Origin of the sequence: Leclercia barmai (genome assembly GCF_049312895.1) — a bacterium.
In the GTDB taxonomy this organism is placed as follows: domain Bacteria; phylum Pseudomonadota; class Gammaproteobacteria; order Enterobacterales; family Enterobacteriaceae; genus Enterobacter; species Enterobacter barmai.
This window is the reverse complement of sequence record NZ_JBMNWZ010000005.1, coordinates 92,201-116,559: the sequence shown is the minus strand read 5'-3', so window position 1 is coordinate 116,559 and position 24,359 is coordinate 92,201. Positions and strand designations below refer to the sequence as shown.

At 57.9% G+C, this 24,359-nt stretch carries 22 protein-coding genes and 1 tRNA gene; 7 read left to right on the top strand and 16 right to left on the bottom strand.

Annotation, left to right across the window (positions count from 1 at the left end; all coding sequences use genetic code 11):
- Positions 1 to 8: 8 nt before the first annotated feature.
- Together ACOYA6_RS18085 and ACOYA6_RS18080 are read left to right on the top strand one after the other, a co-directional pair.
- Positions 9 to 998 carry a family 8 glycosyl hydrolase gene (locus ACOYA6_RS18085; protein ID WP_223074588.1) on the top strand — a complete coding sequence of 330 codons (990 nt, stop codon included), beginning with the start codon at positions 9 to 11 and terminating at the stop codon, positions 996 to 998.
- 336 nt (positions 999 to 1,334) lie between these two features.
- Positions 1,335 to 1,787, top strand: coding sequence for a hypothetical protein (locus ACOYA6_RS18080; RefSeq protein ID WP_139563656.1), 453 nt, complete (start codon positions 1,335 to 1,337; stop codon positions 1,785 to 1,787).
- A 59-nt stretch (positions 1,788 to 1,846) separates the two neighbouring features.
- Here the strand turns inward: ACOYA6_RS18080 and puuE are convergent, their stop codons facing one another.
- From puuE to puuD, 5 genes are all read right to left on the bottom strand, one after another.
- The gene (puuE, locus tag ACOYA6_RS18075; protein ID WP_422655156.1) at positions 1,847 to 3,112 is read right to left on the bottom strand and encodes a 4-aminobutyrate transaminase; all 1,266 of its coding nucleotides are present in this window, start codon (positions 3,110 to 3,112) and stop codon (positions 1,847 to 1,849) included.
- 42 nt (positions 3,113 to 3,154) lie between these two features.
- Positions 3,155 to 4,435, bottom strand: a complete 1,281-nt coding sequence (locus ACOYA6_RS18070; RefSeq protein ID WP_422655155.1) for an NAD(P)/FAD-dependent oxidoreductase — start codon at positions 4,433 to 4,435, stop codon at positions 3,155 to 3,157.
- 2 nt (positions 4,436 to 4,437) lie between these two features.
- Positions 4,438 to 5,925 carry an aldehyde dehydrogenase PuuC gene (gene puuC / locus ACOYA6_RS18065; protein WP_422655154.1) on the bottom strand — a complete coding sequence of 496 codons (1,488 nt, stop codon included), beginning with the start codon at positions 5,923 to 5,925 and terminating at the stop codon, positions 4,438 to 4,440.
- A 257-nt stretch (positions 5,926 to 6,182) separates the two neighbouring features.
- Positions 6,183 to 6,740, bottom strand: a complete 558-nt coding sequence (gene puuR, locus ACOYA6_RS18060; RefSeq protein ID WP_039031738.1) for an HTH-type transcriptional regulator PuuR — start codon at positions 6,738 to 6,740, stop codon at positions 6,183 to 6,185.
- A gap of 25 nt (positions 6,741 to 6,765) precedes the next feature.
- Positions 6,766 to 7,518, bottom strand: a complete 753-nt coding sequence (puuD, locus tag ACOYA6_RS18055) for a gamma-glutamyl-gamma-aminobutyrate hydrolase (RefSeq protein WP_197057144.1) — start codon at positions 7,516 to 7,518, stop codon at positions 6,766 to 6,768.
- A gap of 224 nt (positions 7,519 to 7,742) precedes the next feature.
- On the opposite strand from puuD, the gene ACOYA6_RS18050 reads away from it, so the two are divergent.
- Positions 7,743 to 9,161 carry a glutamine synthetase family protein gene (locus ACOYA6_RS18050; RefSeq protein WP_039031740.1) on the top strand — a complete coding sequence of 473 codons (1,419 nt, stop codon included), beginning with the start codon at positions 7,743 to 7,745 and terminating at the stop codon, positions 9,159 to 9,161.
- Positions 9,162 to 9,400: 239 nt separating this feature from the next.
- Positions 9,401 to 10,783, top strand: coding sequence for an APC family permease (locus tag ACOYA6_RS18045; RefSeq protein WP_422655153.1), 1,383 nt, complete (start codon positions 9,401 to 9,403; stop codon positions 10,781 to 10,783).
- Between the two features lie 60 nt (positions 10,784 to 10,843).
- On the opposite strand, the gene ACOYA6_RS18040 is transcribed toward ACOYA6_RS18045, so the two are convergent.
- Positions 10,844 to 10,919 (bottom strand) — tRNA-Ile (locus ACOYA6_RS18040).
- Between the two features lie 125 nt (positions 10,920 to 11,044).
- Here ACOYA6_RS18040 and mug point away from each other — a divergent pair.
- Positions 11,045 to 11,551 (top strand): G/U mismatch-specific DNA glycosylase, encoded by a 507-nt coding sequence (mug, locus tag ACOYA6_RS18035; protein WP_039031742.1) that lies wholly within the window; start codon positions 11,045 to 11,047, stop codon positions 11,549 to 11,551.
- A gap of 93 nt (positions 11,552 to 11,644) precedes the next feature.
- Here mug and rpoD read toward each other — a convergent pair whose 3' ends face one another.
- From rpoD to rpsU, 3 genes are all read right to left on the bottom strand, one after another.
- On the bottom strand, positions 11,645 to 13,627 hold the full coding sequence (rpoD, locus tag ACOYA6_RS18030) for an RNA polymerase sigma factor RpoD (protein WP_072036725.1): 1,983 nt from the start codon (positions 13,625 to 13,627) through the stop codon (positions 11,645 to 11,647).
- 14 nt (positions 13,628 to 13,641) lie between these two features.
- The gene (dnaG, locus tag ACOYA6_RS18025; RefSeq protein ID WP_138370252.1) at positions 13,642 to 15,387 is read right to left on the bottom strand and encodes a DNA primase; all 1,746 of its coding nucleotides are present in this window, start codon (positions 15,385 to 15,387) and stop codon (positions 13,642 to 13,644) included.
- Between the two features lie 116 nt (positions 15,388 to 15,503).
- Positions 15,504 to 15,719, bottom strand: coding sequence for a 30S ribosomal protein S21 (gene rpsU / locus ACOYA6_RS18020; protein ID WP_001144069.1), 216 nt, complete (start codon positions 15,717 to 15,719; stop codon positions 15,504 to 15,506).
- Between the two features lie 236 nt (positions 15,720 to 15,955).
- Between rpsU and tsaD the strand changes: the two genes are divergently transcribed.
- Entirely contained in the window at positions 15,956 to 16,969 is a 1,014-nt protein-coding gene (tsaD, locus tag ACOYA6_RS18015; RefSeq protein ID WP_039031745.1) for a tRNA (adenosine(37)-N6)-threonylcarbamoyltransferase complex transferase subunit TsaD, read from the top strand.
- A 19-nt stretch (positions 16,970 to 16,988) separates the two neighbouring features.
- Here the strand turns inward: tsaD and ACOYA6_RS18010 are convergent, their stop codons facing one another.
- On the bottom strand, positions 16,989 to 17,654 hold the full coding sequence (locus ACOYA6_RS18010) for a LuxR C-terminal-related transcriptional regulator (protein WP_422655152.1): 666 nt from the start codon (positions 17,652 to 17,654) through the stop codon (positions 16,989 to 16,991).
- 332 nt (positions 17,655 to 17,986) lie between these two features.
- On the opposite strand from ACOYA6_RS18010, the gene ACOYA6_RS18005 reads away from it, so the two are divergent.
- On the top strand, positions 17,987 to 19,969 hold the full coding sequence (locus ACOYA6_RS18005) for a S8 family serine peptidase (protein WP_422655151.1): 1,983 nt from the start codon (positions 17,987 to 17,989) through the stop codon (positions 19,967 to 19,969).
- Between the two features lie 47 nt (positions 19,970 to 20,016).
- On the opposite strand, the gene ureG is transcribed toward ACOYA6_RS18005, so the two are convergent.
- The 6 genes from ureG to ACOYA6_RS17975 are packed head-to-tail and all read right to left on the bottom strand — an operon-like array spanning position 20,017 to position 24,351.
- Positions 20,017 to 20,634: an urease accessory protein UreG gene (gene ureG / locus ACOYA6_RS18000; RefSeq protein ID WP_039031748.1), complete on the bottom strand. Its 618-nt coding sequence runs from the start codon at positions 20,632 to 20,634 to the stop codon at positions 20,017 to 20,019.
- A gap of 9 nt (positions 20,635 to 20,643) precedes the next feature.
- Entirely contained in the window at positions 20,644 to 21,318 is a 675-nt protein-coding gene (locus ACOYA6_RS17995) for an urease accessory protein UreF (RefSeq protein WP_139563648.1), read from the bottom strand.
- On the bottom strand, positions 21,318 to 21,857 hold the full coding sequence (locus ACOYA6_RS17990) for a HupE/UreJ family protein (RefSeq protein WP_138370248.1): 540 nt from the start codon (positions 21,855 to 21,857) through the stop codon (positions 21,318 to 21,320). The genes ACOYA6_RS17995 and ACOYA6_RS17990 overlap by 1 nt, the downstream gene beginning before the upstream one ends.
- A 9-nt stretch (positions 21,858 to 21,866) precedes the next feature.
- The gene (gene ureE / locus ACOYA6_RS17985) at positions 21,867 to 22,331 is read right to left on the bottom strand and encodes an urease accessory protein UreE (protein ID WP_138370247.1); all 465 of its coding nucleotides are present in this window, start codon (positions 22,329 to 22,331) and stop codon (positions 21,867 to 21,869) included.
- A gap of 9 nt (positions 22,332 to 22,340) precedes the next feature.
- Positions 22,341 to 24,044 carry an urease subunit alpha gene (ureC, locus tag ACOYA6_RS17980; protein ID WP_422655150.1) on the bottom strand — a complete coding sequence of 568 codons (1,704 nt, stop codon included), beginning with the start codon at positions 24,042 to 24,044 and terminating at the stop codon, positions 22,341 to 22,343.
- A complete protein-coding gene (locus tag ACOYA6_RS17975) occupies positions 24,037 to 24,351 on the bottom strand; it encodes an urease subunit beta (RefSeq protein WP_039031753.1) in 315 nt (104 codons plus the stop codon). The genes ureC and ACOYA6_RS17975 overlap by 8 nt, the downstream gene beginning before the upstream one ends.
- Positions 24,352 to 24,359 lie beyond the last annotated feature (8 nt).

Genomic DNA, 24,359 nt, shown 5'->3' with positions numbered 1-24,359 from the left:
GATTGGCCATGTGGCAGCGAGCTAAAATCGTGGTTCTGGCGCTGGGGCTGATAGTCAGCCAGCAGGTCTTTGCCACAAGCGCATGGGACAGTTACAAGGCGCGGTTTTTGATGCCGGACGGTCGCATCATTGATACCGGCAACAACAGCGTGAGCCACACCGAGGGGCAGGGCTTCGCCATGATGATGGCGGTGCGCAACAACGATCGCGCCGGTTTTGACAAAATCTGGACCTGGACCAAAAAGAACCTGCAAAATCCGCAGACGGGGCTGTTCTACTGGCGCTTTAACCCGGTGGCCGCCGATCCGGTTATGGATAAAAACAACGCCACCGACGGCGATACTTTTATCGCCTGGGCGCTGTTAAAGGCGGGCACCCAGTGGAACGACAGCAGCTATCTGAATGCGTCGGACGCTATTACCAAAGAGCTGGTGGCCCGCAACGTCATCAGCTTTGCTGGCTATCGCGTGATGTTGCCTGGAGCGAAAGGCTTTAACCTCAACAGCCATGTGAATCTGAACCCGTCGTACTTTATCTTCCCGGCCTGGGAAGATTTCGCGAAGCGCAGCCATCTGACGGTGTGGCGTGACCTGATTAACGACGGGCAGAAGCTGCTGGTGAAAATGCGCTTCGGCAACACCCAGCTCCCGGCGGACTGGGTTTCACTCTCCGCCGACGGTCGCGTCACCCCGGCCAAAGAGTGGCCTGCGCGCTTCAGCTACGACGCGATCCGCGTGCCGCTGTACGTGAAGTGGTATCAGCCAACCAGCCCGCTGATGGCGCCGTATACCGCGTACTGGGGACGATTCTCCCGGACCCAGACACCTGCGTGGGTGAACGTCACCACAGGCGATCCGGCACCCTATATGATGGCGGGCGGGTTACTGGCGGTGCGTGACCTGGCGATGGGCCAACTCCCGGCGGGCGAGCCGCAGATCACGGCGCAGGAGGATTATTACTCCGCGAGTCTGAAGATGCTGGTGTCGCTGGCAAGATAATTTTCCCCTCTTATCGTGGGATTCTGGAAAGCGCCTCGCAAGAATGACTTGCGGTGGCGCTTTTTTCTTTCTGTGGGACAAAACAAGGCATAGAGCCTCCTCGTTGCGGTAGAAGCTGCAACCGGGCGTAGGAACCCGCTTTAGTATAAGGTGACCCGGATTTACGATCCGGTGTGCTGCCAGCGCGTATGCCGATATGATTACGGTGGCGCGGGCGGAGCAGTCGAAAGGCTGGCCGATCCCCTTGTACGTCGGCATTCCTACCTCCGTCAGCGTCACCCCCTGAGCGTAGGAACTCTGGTAGTGATCTCATTTTTCGTACAAGGAGGATGCCATATGGCTACGATCCCAACCCTGTCTTACCCTGAATCTGACGAAAGCATTATCCACCATCTGCTCACCGCACCGCTGCCCGTCTCTGCTGACCTGTTTGAGGTCACGGATCGTTGCGCCGCCCTGGTGACCGTCCTGCTGGAAACAAAAGAGACTGCCCCGCGTCTGGCGTTATGCGGACAGCTGTCGCACGTGCTCACCCGGCTGGCGCACCTGTGCGATGAAGACTTGCCCTCGCACCTTATCGCCCAGCTCACCGTCGATGACGTGGTGGATTCCGCTATGCCGCTCTGTTGGCAGGAAACCTACCTGATGGTGGAGTATCTCCAGTCGCTGAACCTGGCGTTACTGGGCAATACGCTGCCGGATAAGGTGGCGCAGGACCTGACCGGGCTGCTGCACGACATGGTGTATATCTTGCGGGACTATGTAAGAGAGCCGTACCGGACGCACTGAGCGTAGGGAAGGAGGCTGGCGGTAATGCCGACGTCCGTATGACGTCGGCACACAATGGCTTAACCGCGCGTGACCTGCTGTAAAATCGTCAGCGCCTGGTTGAACTGCGCCTCCGGGATGGTCAGCGGATAGAGGAAGCGGATCACGTTGCCATATTGACCGCAGGTCAGCAGCAGCAGACCCTGCTCCAGCGCTTTCTTCTGGATGGCTTGCGCCAGTGCGGCAGAGGGCTGGCCGCTGTCGGGATCGTTGAACTCCGCGGCGATCATCGAGCCCACTCCGCGTACCGCCACAAGTCCAGGGCACCAGGCTTTGCTCTCCTCGAGCGTAGCGGCGAGGCGTTCACCCAGCTGCTGGGCACGGGCGCACAACCCCTCACTGTCGATGATCTTCAGCACCGCGTGCGCGGCGGCCACGGCCAGCGGATTACCGGCGTAGGTTCCCCCCAGTCCGCCCGGGGCTGGCGCATCCATGATCTGCGCGTTACCCACCACGCCGGAGAGCGGCATCCCGCCCGCCAGACTTTTCGCCATGGTCATCAGGTCGGGTTTGTCAGCGTAATGATCCATCGCGAACAGCTTGCCGGTGCGGGCAAAGCCGCTTTGCACCTCATCGGCAATCATTACGATACCGTGCTCATCGCAGATGCGGCGGATGGCCGCCACCAGCTCAGGTGGCGCGACGTTGAACCCGCCTTCGCCCTGCACCGGTTCGAAAATAATAGCCGCTACCTGCGTCGCCTCGATATCCGCTTTAAACAGACGCTCGATGGCCGCGACGGCATCCTGCGTGGTGATGCCATGCAGCGCTGACGGGTAAGGCACGTGATAGACCGAGCCCGGGAAAGGACCAAATCCGATTTTGTACGGGGCGACTTTGCCGGTCAGGGCCATGGTCATGTAGGTACGGCCATGGAACCCGCCGCTGAAGGCGATAACCCCGGGACGACCGGTGTGGGCGCGGGCGATTTTGACCGCGTTTTCAACCGCTTCGGCGCCGGTCGTAAAGAACGCCGTTTTGGCCGGGCCGCGTACCGGGGCCAGTTCGTTCAGCTTCTCCGCCAGCGTCACGTAGCTCTCGTAAGGGACGATCTGGTAGGCCGTGTGGGTGAAGTGGTGCAGTTGTTCTTCAACCGCCGCCACCATTTCCGGGTGGCGATGGCCGGTGTTCAGCACCGCGATCCCGGCGGCGAAGTCGATATAGTCATTCCCCTCCACGTCGGTCAGCGTGGCGTTTTCCGCTGAACGGGCGAAGAAGTTACACATCACGCCCACGCCACGTGGGGTGGCGGAAAGACGACGCTGATGGAATTCATTGTTACTCATGCTCTGTCCCCTTGCTGAAAATGGTTTACTGGAATGGTGTGATTACATACCGAGACGATCGCGCAGGCTGTAGTAAGCCGCCCCCATCGCGGTGAAAGGAATACGCAGGCTCCGGCCACCCGGGAAGGGGTAGTGCGGCAGATTCGCGAAGGCGTCAAAGCGCTGCGCATCCCCGCTCAGCAGCTCGGCAATCAGCCGCCCCGCCAGATGGGTACAGGTCACGCCGTGACCGCTGTAGCCCTGCATGTAATAGATGTTGTTATCGAGGCGGCCAAACTGCGGCATCCGCGACAGCGTCAGCAGGAAGTTGCCGGTCCAGCGATAGTCAATTTTCACCCCCTGCAGCTGCGGGAAGGTTTTCAGCAGCTTGGGCATCACCAGCCGCTCCACGTCGGCAGGATCGCGGGCGCCATAGACCACCCCGCCACCGTAGAGCAGGCGGTTGTCGGCGGTCAGACGGTAGTAATCCAGCAGATAATTACAGTCTTCGACGCAGTAGTTTTTCGGGATCAGCGAGCGGGCAAGATCCTCAGAGAGCGGCGCGGTGGTGACCACCTGGGTCCCGCAGGGCATGCTGCGCTTCGCCAGCTCAGGCTCCAGCTTATCGCCCAGATAGGCGTTGCCGGCGACGATCACATAGCGTGCCGTCACCTGGCCCTGGGCGGTACTCACCACCGCCGGGCTGGTGTGCTGAATGCGGGTCACCGGGGATTGTTCAAACACTCTTCCGCCGTTCAGACGGATAGCGTCGGCTTCACCGAGGGCCAGGTTCAGGGGATGAATATGGCCGCCGCTGTGATCCAGCAGGGCACCCGCGTAGCGATCGCTGTCCACTTCGCGACGGATTGCGCGGGCATCCAGCAGCTCCAATTGGTAGTTGCCGTAGCGCTCCCAGTTCTCCTTTTGCTCTTCCAGCGTATCCAGCTGCTTGTTGTTGAGCGCCACGAACAGGCCGCCGGGACGGTAGTCGCACTGGATCTGGTAGCGTTTGATGCGTTCGCGAATGATGTTCCCGCCTTCGAACATCATGTCGCCGAGCATTCTGGCGGTGTCCGGGCCGTAGGTTCGCTCTATCACGTCGATGTCGCGGCTGTAGGAGTTAACCAGCTGGCCGCCGTTGCGCCCGCTGGCGCCATAGCCGATCCGCGCCGCCTCCAGCACGACAACGTCAAAGCCCATTTCCGCCAGATGCAGGGCGGAGGAGAGGCCGGTGTAGCCGCCGCCGACGACGCAGACGTCGCAGGTAATGGATTCGTTCAGCGTCGGATAGGGCTCATGCGGGTTGGCGCTGTTTGCGTAATAACTGGTGGTATGTTCGGTCATGATCAAAGCTCCAGAGCAATCCAGATGGTTTTCAGTTCGGTGAATTTTTCCAGCGCGTGCAGCGACTTATCCCGCCCGTTGCCGCTCTGCTTGTAGCCGCCAAAAGGCACGGTCATGTCGCCGTCGTTGTAGTTGTTCACGAAGACGGATCCGGCTTTCAGGCGGCGGCTGAGGCGGTGGGCGCGGGAGAGATCCCGGGTCCAGACCGCAGCACCCAGGCCGTACTGGCTGTCGTTGGCCAGCGCCAGGGCTTGGTCTTCATCTTTAAAGCGCGTGACCACCAGCACCGGGCCAAAGATCTCCTCTTTATGCAGAGGGGAATTCGCAGGGAGATCGACAAAGACGGTCGGGCCGATGGCGGCAGACCAGGGGGTGTTGCGCCCGTCCAGCAGCAGGGTGCCGTGCTCGCTGCCTGCCCGGATGTAGCCGTGGACCGTATCTGCATGGCTGGCGTCGATCAGCGTTCCGAGCGTGGTGTTGGGATCGAGCGGGTCGCCTGGCTGCCAGTTGCGGGCCTGCTGTTTGAGCTTTTCCAGGAATGCGTCGGCGATGCTCTCTTCCAGCAGCAGGCGCGTTCCGGCAATGCAGACCTGCCCCTGGTTGTAGAAAATGCCCGCCGCCGTGGCGCTCACCGCCTGGTCCAGATCCGCGCAGTCGGCAAAGACGATGTTGGCGCTTTTGCCACCCGCCTCCAGCCAGACGCGCTTCATGTTGCTCTCGCCCGCATCTTTTAACAGCTGCTTGCCGGTGCGCGTGGAGCCGGTAAAGGTCATCACGTCCACGTCCGGGTGCTGCGACAGCGCCTGGCCCGCCTCGTGACCAAAGCCGCTGATAACGTTGAATACCCCGTTGGGCAATCCAGCCTCTTTTGCCAGTGCGGCGAGGCGCAGGGCGGTGAGGGGGGATTTTTCGGAAGGCTTCAGGATGATGCTGTTGCCCGCCGCCAGCGCCGGGCCGAGCTTCCAGCAGGCCAGCAGCAGGGGGAAGTTCCACGGCACCACGGCGGCCACCACGCCGATGGGCTCCCGGACGATCATCGCCAGTTCACCCGCGCCGGTAGGGGCGACTTCGCCATAGACTTTATCCAGCGCTTCGGCGTACCAGCGGATGGCCCGCGCCGCGCCGGGAACGTCGTCGCGCAGGCTGTGGCGGATAGGCTTGCCGGTATCGAGGGTCTCCAGCAGGGCTAACTCTTCCCGGTGTTGCTCCATCAGCCCGGCGAAGGCGTAGAGCACCGCTTTGCGTTTTGCCGGCGAGGCCTGGGACCATGCGCCGTCATCAAAGGCCTGGCGGGCAGCCTGCACCGCCCGATCGACATCGGCCTTTTTACCCCGGGCGACCTGCGCCAGGGGTTGCGCCGCCGCCGGGTTGAGGGTCTCAAAGGTGCTATTATCGGCGGCGTCGCAGTAGTCGCCGTTAATAAAAAGTCGGGTCTCTATTTCCAGACTTTTGGCTTTATTCTGCCAGTAACTCAGGTGCTGAAAATCCATATAAACTCCTTCGTAGCGTAACCAGATAAAGTAAATTCGGCCTGTTCAGGCAATACACAGCCGTGGGGCGTCCCAGGATGAATAACCTGTCTGTGCCGGATTAAGCGCTAAGTTATTTGCGCGTATTATTCGGGGCCGCCGGGAAATACATTTCCCGCCGCGAGAACGTGTTTATTTGCGTTTTCTTCACGCCGCCGGAAATAATAAACCCGGCGGCGTTGGCCTGAAGAAAGCCTGAGAATATCTCAGGCCAGAAATCAGAATGTGGTAGGGGTGTGGGCACTGATAATTCGGCAAATCCCTGCCGAGGTGTTGCTGAAGCTGTGCGGTATGCCGGTGTTAATGGCATAGCTTTGTCCGGCAACCAGGTGATAAGTCTGACCGTTAAACGTCAGCATAATTTCACCCTCCAGTACGGTGCCTATCTCTTCACCCTGATGCTTGATCCTCTCTCCGGTTGTGGTTCCTGGCTGGTACGTTTCAAAAATCATCGCCAGCGTACGGTTCGGATCCCCGTTATGAACCAGCTTCATCGAAACACCCTGACTGCCCATTTCGATAAGATCGTCCTGATCGATCACCACCTGCGGTGCATCAGGTTTTTCTGGCTCAGAAAAGAATTCCGAGAGCGACAGCCCATAAACCTTCAGCAGCTTTTGCAGCGTACTGATGGCAGGACTGACTTTGTCCTGCTCTATGGTGCTGATGGCACTATGTGTTAAACCAGACAGTTCGGCGGCACGACGCTGTGAAAGACCCAGTTGCTGGCGGATCTCTGACAGACGTTTTCCTGGCGCCAGGCCGTCATCGCTCATATTTGCATTTCCTTAACGGTAGTGGTCAGAGCCGCTGCTTTTCGGCGGCGTAGCGCTGACAGGCGGTGATAAATCCTTCGAACAGCAGTCGAGACAGGGCATATTCGCTGCTGTTCCATTCGGGATGCCATTGCACACCCAGGGCGAACGGATGCTGATGTACGCTAATCGCCTCTACCAGCCCGTCCGGAGAACTGGCCTCTACGCGCAGGCGATCGCTCAGGGTTTTGGCTCCTTGTCCATGAAGAGAGTTTACCCAAAACGTGTTGCAGCCCGGTATCAGCTGAGAAATCAATCCCCCCTCATTGACCTGAACTTCATGAGACGGGGCGTACTGCAATTCCACCGGCAGCTCAGGATCCTCGCGGTGTTCAAGCAGGTCGGCCTGCTCGAAGAGACGACGATACAGAGTCCCACCCGTGGCGACAACCAATTCCTGCAACCCACGGCAGATGGCGAAAATGGGGATGCGCCTTTCCAGCGCCGCGCCAATCAGCGCCATGCTCAGAAGATCTCGCCCGGGATCGGCGTAAGGCTCATCGCCGTTTTCACCATAAAGGTGCGGCTGTACGTTGCTTGGACTGCCCGGCAGATAGATGCCGTCCAGAGTAGGGAGCAGAGCTTCAAGCAGCTCGGGTTCCGCCAGGGCATGCGGCAGGGCGATGGGCAGTCCGCCTGCATGAATAATGGCATTCAGATACTTTTCTTGCAGGGTCTGGGTCTCGTGACCCTTCAGCCTGTTTCGACACATCACCACGCCGATGACGGGTTTGTACATTATATTTTCCATGATCGCCTTCACAAAGTGGACTAAATTATGACCGCGTTCGCCGTAAAAGCGGCCATTTCGTTCAATATTTTCTCAATCTAGCAGTGAGATCTGCCCTTTGCAAACTTAATTTAACATTTGACAAACAATTTATTTGCATACTAAGTTGGGTCATGGACATTATATTTAACAGTGAAAGTCAGAGTCCAAACTCAACACAACGGCGGTGAATGATGGAAACCAGTATCCTGGAAGTAGAGAATTTTGTGCAGAAGTCGGAAGAGCGATGGGTTAGCGCCTTTAGCCATGAGGTGAGGCGCTATCTGGAGCGTTATCCAAACACGCAGTATGTCGATGTGCTGCTGACCGATCTGAATGGCTGCTTCCGGGGTAAACGTATTCCCGTCGCCGGACTGAACAAGCTGGAAAAAGGGTGCTACTTCCCGGCGTCGGTGTTTGCCATGGATATTCTGGGGAATGTGGTTGAAGAGGCCGGGCTTGGGCAGGATATGGGTGAACCGGACTGCACCTGCGTTCCTGTACTGGGGACCTTAACGCCCTCCGCGGCTGACCCGGAGTATATCGGTCAGGTGTTACTGACCATGGTTGATGAAGATGGCGCTCCCTTTGACGTTGAGCCCCGGAACGTGCTGAACCGCCTCTGGCTGCAGCTTCGCGAGCGCGGCGTGTTCCCGGTGGTAGCGGTAGAGCTGGAGTTCTATTTACTCGATCGTCAGCGCGATGCCGAAGGCTATCTGCAACCGCCGTGCGCACCGGGCACCGAAGATCGCAACACCCAGAGCCAGGTTTACTCCGTTGATAATCTTAACCACTTTGCCGACGTGCTGAACGACATTGACGAACTGGCGCAGCTCCAGCTCATCCCGGCGGACGGGGCGGTGGCGGAGGCCTCGCCTGGCCAGTTCGAAATCAACCTCCACCATACCGATAACGTGCTGGACGCCTGCGACGATGCGCTGGCGTTAAAACGTCTGGTGCGTCTGATGGCCGAGAAGCATAAGATGCACGCCACCTTTATGGCCAAACCCTATGAAGAGCATGCGGGCAGCGGGATGCATATCCACATCAGCATGCAGAACAGCAAAGGGGAAAATATCCTGGCGGATGAAGATGGGGAAGATTCTGCCCTGCTGAAGCGGGTGCTGGCGGGAATGATCGACCTGATGCCGGCGTCCATGGCGCTGCTGGCCCCGAACGTCAACTCTTACCGTCGCTTCCAGCCGGGCATGTATGTGCCGACTCAGGCTTCATGGGGCCATAACAACCGCACCGTGGCGCTGCGTATTCCCTGCGGCGATCGCCATAACCACCGCGTCGAATACCGGGTGGCAGGCGCGGACGCCAACCCTTATCTGGTTATGGCGGCGATTTTCGCCGGTATTTTACACGGGCTCGACAATACGCTGCCGCTGCATGAAGAGGTGGAAGGCAACGGGCTGGAGCAGGAAGGCCTGCCATTCCCGATCCGCCAGAGCGATGCCCTGTGGGAGTTTATGCAAAACGACACCCTGCGCGAGCGCCTGGGAGAACGTTTCTGCCATGTGTACCACGCCTGTAAGAACGACGAACTGCTGCAATTCGAACGGCTGATCACCGAAACCGAAATCGAGTGGATGCTTAAAAACGCCTGAAAAAGCGCCCCGCGGTCTGCATATGGGCGCTGCGGGGTTCTGTTAACGACACATTGTGTGATGAGGAATTGAGATGATGCAGATATCTGTCTATCCGCAGGGAGAGGGGGGCCATGAGTGCGAACGCGCCGCCCGCCGGTACGCAGTCTCCTTCTATTTATGCTTTACCCCCTTGCTAAGCAGGTTTGTTGTCAGGACGACGCGCCGACAGATCCCCGCCAGCATGGGGGTGAACCTCTATGGCTATTAACACCTTATTAAATATCGCCTCAGAAGCGAGTAAGCCCCGGCTGCGTAAATCGCTCAAGCTGTGGCAGGTGGTCATGATGGGATTGGCCTATCTGACGCCGATGACCGTGTTTGATACCTTCGGCATTGTGTCCGGCATCAGCAACGGTCATGTTCCGGCCTCTTATCTGCTGGCGCTGGCGGGGGTGCTGTTTACGGCCATCAGCTACGGCAAGCTGGTTCGCCAGTTCCCGGAGGCGGGCTCCGCCTATACCTACGCGCAAAAATCGATCAGCCCCCACGTCGGCTTTATGGTGGGATGGTCATCGCTGCTGGATTATCTCTTCCTGCCGATGATTAACGTGCTGTTGGCCAAAATTTACCTCTCAGCGATGTTTCCCGAAGTTCCGCCGTGGATCTGGGTGGTCTCTTTTGTCGCCATTCTGACCGCCGCGAATCTGAAGAGCGTCAGCCTGGTGGCGAACTTTAATACCCTGTTCGTGCTGGTGCAGGTCTCCATCATGGTGGTGTTTGTGGTGCTGGTGGTGCAGGGGCTGCACAAAGGGGAAGGGGTCGGGACCGTCTGGTCGCTCAGGCCTTTTATTAGCGAGAATGCGCACCTGATCCCGATCATCACCGGGGCGACCATCGTCTGCTTCTCGTTCCTGGGTTTCGACGCCGTAACTACGCTTTCCGAAGAGACGCCGGATGCCGCACGGGTGATCCCGAAAGCGATATTTCTGACGGCACTGTACGGCGGGCTAATTTTTATCGTCGCCTCTTTCGCAATGCAGCTCTTCTTCCCGGACATCAGCCGCTTTAAAGATCCTGATGCTGCGCTGCCGGAGATTGCCCTTTATGTGGGCGGCAAGCTGTTCCAGTCAATCTTCCTGTGCACGACTTTCGTTAATACCCTGGCCTCCGGGCTGGCATCACACGCCAGCGTATCGCGCCTGCTGTACGTGATGGGACGTGACAACGTTTTCCCGGAGCGTGTGTTTGGTTATATCCATCCCAAATGGCGTACCCCGGCGCTGAACGTGATCATGGTGGGCATTGTGGCGCTGTCGGCTCTGTTCTTTGATCTGGTGACCGCCACGGCGCTGATCAACTTTGGCGCGCTGGTGGCCTTTACCTTCGTAAACCTGTCGGTTTATAACCACTTCTGGCGGCGTAAGGGCTATAACAAAACCTGGAAAGATCGCTTCCATTATCTGCTGCTGCCGTTGATTGGTGCGGTGACGGTAGGGGTGCTGTGGGTCAACCTTGAAGCAACGTCCCTGACGCTGGGGCTGATATGGGCTGCGCTGGGCATGCTGTATCTGGCGTATCTGACTCAGCGTTTCCGTAAACCGCCGCCGCAGTATGAGGCGAGGAACGCCGAACAGGGGTGATGGCTTACCTGAACCCATAAAAAAGGGCTTAGATAATTGCTTATCTAAGCCCTTGATATTTGGTGGCCCCTGCTGGACTTGAACCAGCGACCAAGCGATTATGAGTCGCCTGCTCTAACCACTGAGCTAAGGGGCCGTGGCGGAGGATTATAAAGTAACTCCTCGCGGCAATCCAGCCATACGCACCTGCCTGCTGTTTTTATAAACAACGCATTTTCAATCTTTTATACTTTCAAAGTGATCTATTCATCGGGAGTAAAAATGATCAGCGATATCCTTGCGCCAGGCCTGCGGGTTGTGTTCTGCGGCATCAATCCGGGCAAGTCCTCTGCCCACACCGGTTTTCACTTTGCGCACCCCGGTAATCGCTTCTGGAAGGTGATCTACCAGGCTGGCTTTACCGATAAGTTACTCAAGCCGGAAGAGGAGCAGCAGCTGTTGGATACCCGCTGCGGTATCACCATGCTGGTGGAGCGGCCGACGGTGCAGGCGAGCGAGGTGGACCTGCATGAGCTGCGCAGCGGCGGACGGGAGTTAATTAAGAAGATTGAGGACTATCAGCCCGCAGCGCTGGCGATCCTCGGCAAGCAGGCGTACGAGCAGGCGTTCAGCCAGCGTGGGGTGCAGTGGGGGAAGCAGAAGATCACTATCGGCGTGACGCAGGTGTGGGTGCTGCCGAATCCGAGCGGGCTTAACCGGGCGACGCTGGAGAAGCTGGTGGAAGCGTACCGGGAGCTGGACCAGGCGCTGGTGACGCGGGGGCTTTAGGTCCCCCTCACCCTGGCCCTCTCACCGTAGGGGAGAGGGGAAAAAAGCCCAAAAAAAAGCTCCCGGCTGGGAGCTTTTTGCTGTTTACCTGGATTAGTCGTCCAGGAAGCTACGCAGCACTTCAGAGCGGCTTGGGTGGCGCAGTTTACGCAGCGCCTTCGCTTCGATCTGACGGATACGTTCGCGGGTAACGTCGAACTGTTTACCCACTTCTTCCAGCGTGTGGTCGGTGTTCATATCGATACCGAAACGCATACGCAGGACTTTCGCTTCACGGGCGGTCAGGCCAGCCAGAACGTCGTGGGTGGCGGCACGCAGGCTCTCGGTGGTGGCAGAGTCCAGCGGCAGCTCGAGGGTGGTATCCTCGATGAAATCACCCAGATGCGAATCTTCATCGTCGCCGATTGGCGTTTCCATGGAGATTGGCTCTTTAGCGATTTTCAGCACCTTACGGATCTTGTCTTCCGGCATCAGCATGCGCTCGGCCAGCTCTTCCGGCGTCGGCTCGCGGCCCATCTCCTGCAGCATCTGGCGAGAAATACGGTTGAGCTTGTTGATGGTCTCAATCATATGCACCGGAATACGGATGGTGCGCGCCTGATCCGCGATAGAGCGGGTGATAGCCTGACGGATCCACCAGGTTGCGTAGGTGGAGAACTTGTAACCACGACGGTATTCAAATTTATCAACCGCTTTCATCAGACCGATGTTGCCTTCCTGAATCAGATCCAGGAACTGCAGACCGCGGTTGGTGTACTTCTTGGCGATAGAGATAACCAGACGCAAGTTCGCTTCAACCATCTCTTTCTTCGCACGGCGGGCTTTCGCTTCACCGATGGACATACGACGGTTGATGTCTTTAACCTGCTCGATGGTCAGGCCGGTCTCTTCTTCAATCTGCTGCAGCTTCTGCAGGCCACGATGGACGTCGTCAGCCACGTCGCGCAGTTTTTCAGACCACGGCTTGTTCATCGCGATAGCCGCGTTGAACCAGGTTTCGCTGGTTTCGTTGCCGGTGAACAGGGTGATGAAGTTCTTCTTCGGCATTTTGCACTGTTCAACGCACACCTTCATGATGATGCGTTCCTGGGTACGTACGCGATCCATCATCACGCGCATGCTGTTAACCAGGTAATCGAACTGTTTTGGCACCAGACGGAACTGCTTGAACACTTCAGACAGCTTCAGGATCTCTTCCTGAGCGGCTGCGTGGCTGCGGCCTTTGGCTTTGATGGTGTCGCGGGTGACTTCATACTGCGTGCGCAGTTCACCGAACTTCTCGCGAGCCAGTTCAGGGTCGATGCTGTTGTCGTCATCGCTGCTGTCGTCATCGCCATCTTCGTCTTCTTCGTCTTCATCATCATCCATCTCTTCCTGAGACAGTTCAGAACCGACGTGCGTCGCCGTAGGGGCCATGTCTTCTTCCGCGTTCGGATCGACAAAACCGGTGATCAGATCGGACAGGCGAGCTTCTTCAGCTTCCACACGATCGTACTGCTCGAGCAGATAGGTGATCGCTTCCGGGTATTCGGCAACGGAACACTGAACCTGGTTGATCCCGTCTTCGATGCGTTTTGCGATGTCAATTTCGCCTTCGCGGGTCAACAGTTCAACGGTACCCATTTCGCGCATGTACATGCGAACCGGGTCGGTGGTGCGGCCGATTTCAGATTCAACGCTCGACAGAACCTGTGCAGCAGCTTCTTCTGCATCTTCGTCGGTGTTGTTTGAGTTTTCAGCAAGTAACAGATCATCGGCATCAGGGGCTTCTTCCATCACCTGAATACCCATGTCGTTGATCATTTGGATGATGTCTTCGATCTGATCGGAGTCGACGATATCTTCCGGCAGATGGTCATTGACCTCGGCATAGGTCAGATAGCCTTGCTCCTTACCACGTTGGACAAGAAGTTTCAGCTGTGACTGCGGGTTTTGCTCCATAAGACGGTATCCACACTTATTCGTTTGATTGGTGTCGGCGGTGCTGCAGCCAACCTTTAAAGCGAGGGCGTACTTGTATTTTTGCCGCTGCCTCTCAGTGCGGCTGTCGGGATCTACCCGAACGATATTCGGCACTTAAGCCGTTAAATTTATTTCTTCGCCAGTTCCTGGTTAATCATCCAGAGCTCCCGGCGTTCTTCGCTGCTTAAACCCTGTGTGCGCTCGCGAGCTATCAACTCTTCCTGACGCAGTTCAAGCATCGAATCAAACATATGGTTGAGCGAGTCGGTGAAGGTCTCTTCAGCAATCTCTTTATCTGCTATATCGTCCCACATCGACAGTTTTTCAAGGGTTGCGGACGCTTTTGTTCCGCGATAGTGCTCTAAAAGTTGTCCGGTGGTCAGACCTGGCTGTGACAAACAAGTGTTGACCAGTTCTGCAAATAAGCCAAGTCCGGGCAGCTTTTCATGGTTTAAACCCTCAAGAGACGGCACGCGTGGGGCCAGTTCGGGGTTTTGTACCAGCAGTCCTATCAGTATACGCATGGTTGTGCGTTTTAGCTGAGGGGCAGGGCGAACCGCTCCGCTTTCAGCCTGTTTTGGCATTAAACGTTCAAGCTGGCTGTCATCCAGGATGCCGAGTTTCTTACCCAGCTCCTGGCGCAGATAGATGCGTAACGTTTCGCCGGGCACCTGAGTGATTAACGGCAGCGCCAGCGTACTGAGCTGCGCACGGCCATCCGGGGTGCTCAAATCCACCTGCGGCATCAGGCTGTTAAACAGAAACGTGGAGAGCGGCTGAGCCTGCTCCATCCGCGCTTCAAATGCCGCTTTGCCCTCTTTACGCACCAGCGTATCCGGGTCTTCGCCGTCGGGCAGGAACATAAAGCGCAACTGGCGCCCGTCGGTCATGTACGGTAGTGCCGTTTCCAGTGCTCGCCAGGCGGCTTCGCGTCCGGCCCGGTCGCCGTCGTAACAGCAGACGACCGTATTGGTCACCCGGAACAGCAGCTGAATATGGTCAGCGGTGGTGGAAGTACCCAGCGACGCGACGGCATAGTTAATGTCGAACTGCGCCAGCGCCACCACATCCATATAGCCTTCGACCACCAACAGCCGCTGCGGTTCAGCGTTATTCTGCTGGGCTTCATACAGGCCATACAGCTGGCGGCCTTTATGGAAAATATCGGTTTCCGGGGAGTTGAGGTATTTCGGCAGGGCATCACCCAGCACGCGGCCACCAAAACCAATTACCCGGCCACGCTTGTCGCGAATGGGGAACATCACCCGCTCGCGGAAGCGGTCATAGCTACGTCCCTGGTCGTTGGTGACCAGCATGCCCGCGTCGATGAGGGATTTACGATCTTCGCTATTGCCGCCAAAACGCTTTAACACGTTATCCCAGCCGGGAGGGGCGAAACCAATAGCGAAACGCGCAATAACATCGTCGCTCAGTCCGCGCTTGTTCAGATACTGACGCGCAGGCTCAGCAGCAGGTTGCTTAAGAGACTGTTGGTAAAACGAATTCAGGCCGTCCATCAGCTGATACAGCGTTTGTCGCTGATGACGCTCTATCTGACTTGGCCCACTGCCTGCTTCATACGGCACTTCAAGGTTGTGCATGGCAGCGAGCTCTTCGACGGTTTCAACAAACTCGAGCTTGTCGTAGTTCATCAAAAAGTCGACGGCGTTGCCGTGCGCGCCACAGCCGAAGCAGTGGTAGAACTGTTTTTCACCGTTCACGGTGAAAGAGGGGGTTTTTTCGTTATGGAATGGACAGCACGCGTGGTAGTTCTTGCCCTGCTTTTTTAGCTTTACCCGCGCGTCGATGAGATCGACGATGTCGGTTCTTGCCAGCAGATCATTAATGAAAACGCGTGGGATTCGTCCAGCCATAGGCCCCATGAATTTTTAGTGACTCATAAACGAAAACAAGCCGCGCATTCCTTCCGGAAGCACGGCCTTACGACTACTACTCTGTCTGACAATTGAGGACGTGCGTCCTCAATAGATTAGTACAGACGAGTACGGCGTGCGTTTTCGCGAGCCAGTTTCTTCGCGTGACGTTTCACAGCAGAAGCTTTAGCGCGCTTACGTTCAGTCGTTGGTTTTTCATAGAACTCACGACGACGAACTTCAGCCAGAACACCTGCTTTCTCGCATGAACGCTTGAAGCGACGCAGTGCTACGTCGAACGGCTCGTTTTCACGTACTTTAATTACCGGCATGTAACTCTCACCTTTATAAATTCGGTTTGCCGCTGGCATCAACGCCAGCTTATTTCAAAATGGTGCGGAATTTTACTGCAATTGCTGCTGCTTTGTAAAGCACCGCGGCCGTTTTTGAAAGGGACTTTTATAAGGGTGAGGAGTATACACGAAGAGAACTCCAGGGGTGAGGAAAGTTTTACATCAACCCGCCCAGGCTCTACACTGCGCGGTATCTGAGTGAGGTAAAACAAGTCATGCGTGTACTGGGTATTGAAACATCCTGCGATGAAACCGGCATCGCGATCTACGACGATGAAAAAGGGCTGGTCGCCAACCAACTGTATAGTCAGGTAAAATTACATGCCGACTACGGCGGCGTGGTGCCGGAACTGGCGTCCCGCGACCATGTGCGTAAAACGGTGCCCCTGATCCAGGCGGCGCTGAAAGAGGCAGGCTTTACGGCGAAAGATATCGACGCCGTGGCCTACACCGCCGGCCCGGGTCTGGTGGGTGCGCTGCTGGTGGGGGCCACCATCGGGCGTTCGCTGGCGTTCGCGTGGGATGTTCCGGCCATTGCGGTTCACCATATGGAAGGGCATCTGCTGGCGCCGATGCTGGAAGATAATCCGCCTGAATTTCCGTTCGTGGCGCTGCTGGTTTCCGGCGGCCATACCCAGCTGATTAGCGTGACCGGTATTGGTCAGTATGAACTGCTGGGCGAATCCATTGACGATGCGGCGGGTGAAGCCTTCGACAAAACCGCCAAGCTGCTGGGGCTCGATTACCCGGGCGGCCCGATGCTGTCGAAGATGGCGGCCCAGGGCACGGAAGGGCGCTTTGTCTTCCCGCGCCCGATGACCGACCGGCCAGGGCTGGATTTCAGCTTCTCGGGGCTGAAAACCTTCGCGGCAAATACCATCCGTAATAATGAAGGCGACGATCAGACCCGCGCCGACATCGCCCGTGCCTTTGAAGATGCGGTGGTGGATACGCTGATGATCAAGTGCAAGCGCGCGCTGGATCAGACCGGCTTTAAGCGCCTGGTAATGGCGGGCGGCGTGAGCGCCAATCGTACGCTGCGCGCGAAACTGGCAGAGATGATGCAAAAACGCCGCGGTGAAGTGTTCTATGCCCGCCCGGAATTTTGCACCGATAACGGGGCGATGATCGCTTATGCCGGAATGGTGCGCCTGAAATCGAACGCCACGGCAGATCTTAGTGTTTCAGTGCGTCCGCGCTGGCCGCTGGCGGAGTTACCCGCCGCCTGATGTCAGCCTTGCCCGGATGTCAGAGAGCGATATCAAACATCCGGGTTTTGGCGAGCAGGCAGTAAAGCTGGCAGCTGTTACTGACCCCCAACTTCTCCATTGCCCGCATTTTATGTGCGCTCACGGTTTTGATGCTCAGATGCAGACGCCGTGAGATATCCGTCAGGCTAAGCCCCTTGCAGATCAAACGCAGCACTTCCGTCTCCCGCGGCGAAAGGGCTTCGTTGGCCGCTCTTTTGTGGAATAGCGTGTTCATCAGCGAGTGCTCAACAAAGACTTCGCCGCTTATTACCGACTGAATCGCCTGGCGGAGGATGGTCTCATTGATATGCTGGCTCAGATAGGCGCTGGCTCCCGCCTCCAGCGCCAGGCGGATGATCAGCGGGTTGGTGTCGGGCGAAAGCATAATGATTTTAAGCGTCGGATAGTGGTGCCCTAACCATTTCACCAGCGTCAGCCCCTCCATATCATTTAGTGAACGGGTGAGCGTATACCCCAGCAGTAAAATATCTGTTGGATACCGGGCAAGCAGGGTGAGTAACTCGCTCGTCGCCGCCGCTTCACCCGAGATGGAAAAGATCCCAGGGACGGTATCGTCACCGTGCGCGGTGCGGTTCATGATCATAGCGTGAAGTCCCCGGCGAATAAGGGTATGTTCATCCGCAATTGCAATTTTAATAGTCATTGGATTCCTGATGTATTCACGCGACATTAATGGATATAGCAGGCAGATATTTTACAGGAAGAGAATAGTAACTTGCTGGTGATGTAAAAACATTAATAGCGTAAACTGGACTTGCTTTATCTTTTTTTAAACTCCGCACAACGAATTTGGTTATTTTTATTCTCGCCTCACGTTGACATATTCTGGCAGGCTGTTATTAGCGGCTGAAAATTTCATGGCGAGAGTATTCTTATTTTTTAAAAGAAGGCTCTCATTGGCCATGGGGTATTTTTCATTCATGCTGAAAATCAGGAAAGTTATTAATTATATGTCATAAAGGAACGTTGGCTAAAATGAAAAAAAGTATTCTCTCACTGTTAATTTGCGCAGCAGTCACCTCTTCAGCCTGGGCCGAAACGGCACCGCAGGCTGAACTGGCTCAGACAGGTGAATCCTATGTAGCGATTGTGGTGAAGCTTAAGCCCAGCAAGCCACTGCTGAAATCGACCAGCACGCCTGCCACCACGACAGCGAGCAAATTAACCCTTAGCGACCCTACGCTGGTGCCTACCACCATGTTCCGGTCCAATAATTTACGCAGCAGCCAGTCTGATGAATTATCAGAGCTTAATGCACGATATGGCTTCGATCGTTATCTGCGTATCGAGTTGCCGGAAAACAAAAGCATCGATAAAGCCTATATTAATAGCGTGATCGCTGAACTGGAGCAAAACCAGAATATCGAACTTGTTTATCCCGAAACGCTGCCGGTCTCGCTTGATAAATACAATAAAGATGAAGGGCAAACGCAGCCGTTACTGACATCCTCATTGCAAAATACCGTCGGTGATGCCGCTGTACCCGATTTTCGTCAGCTGCAGGATTATGCAAAATCGCCAACTGACAAACGCCAGGGTTATTATATGGGGGGCGTTAACCGCGACAGCGTGAACCAATATGCGGGTAATGCTGGCGACGGTGTGACGATTATTTCCATGGAGAACTATATCTGGAATACCAGCCATATTAACCTGCCAACCCCGGCCCTGACCAAGGGCGACAGCCGCTATCGTGTCGGTGACGACCACGATACTGCGTCCGTCGGCATCATGGCGGCGAAAGACATCGGCGCAGGCGTGCGCGGTCTGAGCTGGAAAAGCCGGGTAGGTTTCTCCGCATGGCAATATAACAACCTCTACAACATGATCCCCCTGCTGAAAGCGGGCGACGTGGTGCAGATGGGGATGCAGACCGGCGGTGGCGAAATCACGGGCTGTAACACTAACGCCTGCTATGTGCCGCAGGAAAACGTTCAGAGCTATTACGACATCATCAAGGCGCTGACCGACAAAGGCGTGTACGTGATCGAAGCGGCAGGCAATGGCAGCGTTAACCTTGACCATCCGGCATTCAACGGCAAATTTGATGTGAATACGCGCGATTCCGGGGCCATCATTGCCGGGGCATTCTGCGCCAAAGACGGTAAGAAAGCCTACTTCACCACCTACGGCTCCCGCGTCACCAGTTCATCCTGGGGATGCTGGGACGTCGCGACCACGGGCGGCGGCGATCTGTACAAAAGCACCAATGCGGAATACACCGCTACCTTCTCCGGCACCTCTTCCGCTAACCCTATTATTGCAGGCGTAGTGGCAAGTCTTTCTGGTATTGCCCAGGCGCACGGCATTACCGTGACGCCGGTGCAGATGCGCCAGATCCTGCAGGAAACTGGCACGCCGCTGGCAGGGGATAATTCGTCAAAAATTGGTACCCAGCCTGATATGGAACGTGCCGTAGCCCGCATTCTGGCGCTGAAGGACGGCGATAAAGTCCTGCCAGCACCAACCGCAGCGGCAGGTGCCGATCACACCATGGTTTCCCCCACCACCGGCGTAAGCACTTATCCGCTGGACGGCAGCCAGAGCCTGAACGCGAAGTCCTTTACCTGGAGCGTGACCAAAGGTTCCGGTACGTTCTGGCTGCAGGAGAAGCTGAACGGCAGCCTGGTCAGCAGCGTGAACAATGCTCACGCTTATGCGGTCATCCCGGCTAATACGGAAGGCGAGGTCACCTACACCCTCACCACCACCGGTGAAGACGGGCGTACCGCCCAGGACAGCATGACCATCAAGGTGAGCAAACCGGCGGCGCCTGCCAGCGATGTGGCGGCCTATAACCCGAAAATCGCCTACCCGAAAAAATGCACCAAAGTGTCGCATAACGGCAAAATCTGGTTTAACCAGTGGTACGTGAACCCGGGTCAGGAAGAGCCGGGCAAGGGCGGTACCTGGGGCGCATGGCGCGAGCAGGGCGCATCAGGAAACAGCTGTAAATAACAGCTGTTAATAACAGAAGCAGCCTGGCGTAATGCCAGGCTTTTTTATTACACCTTCAGCATTCCTTTCTCTTCCAGGAAGCTAATGATGGTCGCCAGCCCGTCACCCGCCTTCAGGTTGGTAAAGGTCCACGGGCGGTCGCCGCGCATGCGGTTGGTGTCGCGCTCCATCACCTCCAGCGAGGCACCGACGTAGGGGGCAAGATCCGTTTTGTTGATCACCAGAAAATCGGATTTGGTGATCCCCGGCCCGCCTTTGCGCGGGATCTTCTCCCCTTCCGCCACGTCGATCACGTAGATCGTCAGATCTGCCAGCTCCGGGCTGAAGGTGGCGCTGAGGTTGTCGCCGCCGCTCTCCACAAAGATCAGATCCAGATTGCCGAACTTCTCGCTTAACGCTTCCACTGCCGCCAGGTTCATCGAGGCATCTTCGCGGATCGCGGTATGCGGACAGCCGCCGGTCTCCACCCCCACGATGCGTTCCGGCTCCAGCGCCCCCGCCTCGGTGAGGATGCGCTGATCCTCTTTGGTGTAGATATCGTTGGTGACCACCGCCAGGTGCCAGGTGTCGCGCATCGCTTTACACAGTGCTTCCAGCAGGGCAGTTTTACCCGAACCCACCGGGCCGCCGACGCCCACGCGCAGGGGGTGTTTGTACTCAGACATAGAGACTCCTCAGGAACGGAATAACCGTGAATATTGTGTTTCGTGTCGCGCCGAAGCGATGGCGGCGAGCGGGGTGGCCGCGCCCAGCTCGTCATCGCTGCGCAGCAGCGCCTGCTCCAGCCCGTCGGCATAGCGATCGCAGAGCTCGATAATCAGCTGCTGGGCGGCCTGCTGCCCAAACGGCACCAGCTTCACCCCCGCCATCACCGCGCTCTCGATCCAACTGTAGCCGAGGCTCAGCGCCATCTCGCGCATCCCGATGTCCCAGCGCACGCCGAGCCACGCCATCCCGCACAGCTGGCTGCGGGCAAAGAGCGACAGCCATTCGGGCGGGCAGTCCGGCTCCCAGTGCTTAATCAGCCGGGTGAACGCCGCCCCGCGGTTGCGCTCTTCTTCGCGCAGCTCCCGGGTCTCCCGGCAGGCGAGCAGGTACGCCGTCCAGCGCGAGGCGGCAGCGATATCGTGCAGCTCGCAGGCGTGGTACAGACGGTAAAACAGCGGCAGATCGACGCAGAAAAAGCCCTGATCCATCTGCTGGCACTGCCAGCGCTTAAAGGCGTCGGCCGTCGTGACCCAGCCCGCTTCCACCGCCCACTCCAGCCCCTGGGACCAGGTAAAAGAGCCCACCGGCAGGCTGCTGCTGGAGAGCTGCATCAGGCGCAGCCACTGGCGGGACGACTCCATCAGCTCATCAGCGCCAGCAGGGCAGAGGCGATAAGCCCGCCGCCGAAGATTTTACGCAGCCCGTCGTGGCGGCGCAGCAGCATGCCTGCGGCAAAACTTGCGCACAGCACCGCGGCGCTGGCGAGCATAAAGCCGCTGGTGAACAACCAGAAGCTGTGGCCCGCCATCTCCACGCCGTGCGCCCAGCCGTGGAACATGGCAAGCAGAGGCACAGCCAGCAGCAGGCGGTTTTCGGTTCTGAACATCATGGCGCCACACACCGCCAGCGAGGCGATGATCAGCATCTCCATGCCGCTAAAGCCGCCCAACAGGCTGCCCGCAACGGCACCGGTCAGCATCATGCCGAGGGTGGCAAAGGGCATCAGCAGCCTGCGGCCGCTCAGGGCGGCGAGCACGCCCGCGCCGGTCAACATCAGGAGATGGTCAAGCCCGGTCAGGGGATGGAAAAAGCCTGCCTGAAAGCTGTCGGTGCCGTGTCCCGGATGGGCCAGCGCGGGCAGAGAGAAGGCCAGCAGAAGCAGGGGTAACAACTTGCGCATGGTGAGTCCTTAATGTGAATGAGCGTGTGAGTGCGAATGTGAGTGCCCTTCGCTGGCATAAGCGCCCGCTTCCGGCTCAAAGGGCAGGGTGGCGAAGGCCACGTCCAGACCCAGCAGGTGCAGCATTTCGTCGAGCACGTGATCGTGGTGATAGCGCAGCTCGCCGGGCATGATCTGCAGCGGGACGTGGCGGTTGCCAAGGTGATAGCAGGCGCGGGCCAGCAGGAACGGATCGGCGCAGTGCACCACCGATAGCGGCTCCGGCGCGGCGATGACTTCCACCACTTCATGACCATCGTCACTGGCAAGCAGGTCGCCGCCCCGCAGCAGCAGACCGCGCGGCAGTATAAGACCGGCGTCGCGGCCATCGTTAAGCACCACGCGGGCGCGGCTCTTTACCCGCACATCAATGGGCAGCGTCACCTGTGCGGTAACGGGATGGGGATGATCAAGGCGTTGGGTTAAGGTGATCATAAAGGCTCCTCAGAACAGGAAATAGCGTTGCGCCATCGGCAGAACGTCTGCCGGTTCGCTTGTAATCAGTTCCCCGTCAATGCGCACCTCGTAGGTTTGTGCATCCACGGTAATATTCGGCTGCAGGCCGTTGTGGATCATGTCGGCCTTTTTCACCGTCCGGCAGCCTTTAACCACGGCGATGGCGCTCTGCAGGTTCAGCTGCTGCGCAATGCCGTTATCGGCGGCGGCCCGGGAGAGAAACGTCAGGCGGGTGGCGTGACGGGCGGCACCCAGCGCGCCAAACATCGGCCGGTAGTGCACCGGCTGCGGCGTCGGGATCGAGGCGTTAATATCGCCCATCGGCGCGCAGGCGATCATCCCGCCTTTGACGATGGTGGCGGGCTTCACGCCGAAGAAGGCCGGGGACCAGACCACCAGGTCCGCCAGTTTTCCGGCCTCAACCGATCCGACTTCATGGGCAATACCGTGGGTCAGCGCCGGGTTGATGGTGTACTTGGCGATATAGCGCTTCACGCGCAGGTTATCGTTATCGCCGGTTTCCTCCGCCAGCGGGCCGCGCTGGACCTTCATGCGGTGCGCCACCTGCCAGGTGCGGATAATCACTTCTCCCACCCGGCCCATCGCCTGGGAATCCGACGAGGTGAGCGAGAATGCGCCGATATCGTGCAGTACGTCTTCGGCGGCGATGGTCTCCCGGCGAATGCGCGATTCGGCAAAGGCCACGTCCTCGGCGATATCCGGGTCGAGATGGTGGCAGACCATCAGCATGTCCAGATGTTCGTCGATGGTGTTGACGGTGTAGGGGAGCGTCGGGTTGGTGGAGGAGGGCAGAATATTCGGGTGCGCGCAGGCGGTAATAATATCCGGCGCGTGGCCGCCGCCCGCCCCTTCGGTGTGGAAGGTGTGGATGGTGCGCCCGGCGATGGCCGCCAGGGTGTCTTCCACGAATCCGCCCTCGTTGAGGGTGTCGCTGTGCAGCGCCACCTGAATGTCCATCTCGTCTGCGACGGTCAGGGAACAGTCAATGGCGGCAGGCGTTGAGCCCCAGTCCTCGTGGATTTTCAGGCCAATCGCCCCGGCTGCAACCTGTTCGCGCAGGGCATCCGGGTTTGAGGCGTTGCCTTTACCCAGCAGGCCGACGTTCACCGGCAGGGTATCAATGGCCTGCAGCATGCGTGCGATATACCAGGGGCCCGGCGTGCAGGTGGTGGCATTGGTGCCTGCGGCAGGGCCGGTGCCGCCGCCGATCATGGTGGTGACGCCGGAGACCAGTGCCTCCTCCGCCTGCTGCGGGCAGATCCAGTGGATGTGGGTATCGACCCCGCCTGCGGTGACGATCTTCCCTTCGGCGGCGATCACTTCTGTGGCCGCGCCAATCGGGATCGTCACGCCGGGCTGAATGTCCGGGTTGCCCGCCTTGCCGATGGCGAAGATCCTGCCGTCTTTCACGCCGATATCGGCTTTGACGATCCCCCAGTGATCGACGATCAGGGCGTTGGTCAGCACCAGATCCACGCACTCCCGGGCCAGCATTTGCCCCTGGCCCATGCCGTCGCGGATCACTTTTCCGCCGCCGAACTTCACCTCTTCGCCGTAGATCGTCAGATCGTTTTCCACCTCGATCCACAGTTCGGTGTCGGCAAGACGAACCTTATCCCCGGTGGTGGGGCCAAACATGTCGGCATAGGCCTGACGCGAAATTTCAGCCATGGTTAACCTCGCCCATCACCTCGCCGCGAAAGCCGACAATACGCTGCGCGCCAGAGACCTCGACCAGCGTGACGGCACGCTTCTGGCCTGGCTCAAAGCGCACGGCGGTGCCTGCGGCAATGTTCAGCCGGTAGCCTCGGGTCGCCTCACGATCGAACTTCAGCGCCGGGTTCACCTCATAAAAGTGGTAGTGGGATCCCACCTGGATCGGGCGGTCGCCGTGGTTCTCGACGATCACCGTCTGGGTTTTGCGATCCGCATTAATAACGATCTGGCCGGGTTGTATCTGATATTCACCTGGGATCATGCTGCCCC

Excerpts from the sequence above, each read along its gene's own strand:
- mug (WP_039031742.1), top strand. The coding sequence starts at position 11,045 with ATGATCAGCGATATCCTTGCGCCAGGCCTGCGGGTTGTGTTCTGCGGC.
- dnaG (WP_138370252.1), bottom strand. The coding sequence starts at position 15,387 with ATGGCTGGACGAATCCCACGCGTTTTCATTAATGATCTGCTGGCAAGA.
- ACOYA6_RS18005 (WP_422655151.1), top strand. The coding sequence starts at position 17,987 with ATGAAAAAAAGTATTCTCTCACTGTTAATTTGCGCAGCAGTCACCTCT.
- ACOYA6_RS18010 (WP_422655152.1), bottom strand. The coding sequence starts at position 17,654 with ATGACTATTAAAATTGCAATTGCGGATGAACATACCCTTATTCGCCGG.
- ACOYA6_RS17995 (WP_139563648.1), bottom strand. The coding sequence starts at position 21,318 with ATGGAGTCGTCCCGCCAGTGGCTGCGCCTGATGCAGCTCTCCAGCAGC.
- ACOYA6_RS17975 (WP_039031753.1), bottom strand. The coding sequence starts at position 24,351 with ATGATCCCAGGTGAATATCAGATACAACCCGGCCAGATCGTTATTAAT.
- ACOYA6_RS18045 (WP_422655153.1), top strand. The coding sequence starts at position 9,401 with ATGGCTATTAACACCTTATTAAATATCGCCTCAGAAGCGAGTAAGCCC.
- tsaD (WP_039031745.1), top strand. The coding sequence starts at position 15,956 with ATGCGTGTACTGGGTATTGAAACATCCTGCGATGAAACCGGCATCGCG.
- ACOYA6_RS18085 (WP_223074588.1), top strand. The coding sequence starts at position 9 with ATGTGGCAGCGAGCTAAAATCGTGGTTCTGGCGCTGGGGCTGATAGTC.
- ACOYA6_RS18050 (WP_039031740.1), top strand. The coding sequence starts at position 7,743 with ATGGAAACCAGTATCCTGGAAGTAGAGAATTTTGTGCAGAAGTCGGAA.
- ureE (WP_138370247.1), bottom strand. The coding sequence starts at position 22,331 with ATGATCACCTTAACCCAACGCCTTGATCATCCCCATCCCGTTACCGCA.
- ACOYA6_RS18080 (WP_139563656.1), top strand. The coding sequence starts at position 1,335 with ATGGCTACGATCCCAACCCTGTCTTACCCTGAATCTGACGAAAGCATT.
- ureG (WP_039031748.1), bottom strand. The coding sequence starts at position 20,634 with ATGTCTGAGTACAAACACCCCCTGCGCGTGGGCGTCGGCGGCCCGGTG.
- ACOYA6_RS17990 (WP_138370248.1), bottom strand. The coding sequence starts at position 21,857 with ATGCGCAAGTTGTTACCCCTGCTTCTGCTGGCCTTCTCTCTGCCCGCG.
- puuD (WP_197057144.1), bottom strand. The coding sequence starts at position 7,518 with ATGTACAAACCCGTCATCGGCGTGGTGATGTGTCGAAACAGGCTGAAG.
- puuC (WP_422655154.1), bottom strand. The coding sequence starts at position 5,925 with ATGGATTTTCAGCACCTGAGTTACTGGCAGAATAAAGCCAAAAGTCTG.
- ureC (WP_422655150.1), bottom strand. The coding sequence starts at position 24,044 with ATGGCTGAAATTTCGCGTCAGGCCTATGCCGACATGTTTGGCCCCACC.
- puuE (WP_422655156.1), bottom strand. The coding sequence starts at position 3,112 with ATGAGTAACAATGAATTCCATCAGCGTCGTCTTTCCGCCACCCCACGT.
- rpsU (WP_001144069.1), bottom strand. The coding sequence starts at position 15,719 with ATGCCGGTAATTAAAGTACGTGAAAACGAGCCGTTCGACGTAGCACTG.
- puuR (WP_039031738.1), bottom strand. The coding sequence starts at position 6,740 with ATGAGCGATGACGGCCTGGCGCCAGGAAAACGTCTGTCAGAGATCCGC.
- ACOYA6_RS18070 (WP_422655155.1), bottom strand. The coding sequence starts at position 4,435 with ATGACCGAACATACCACCAGTTATTACGCAAACAGCGCCAACCCGCAT.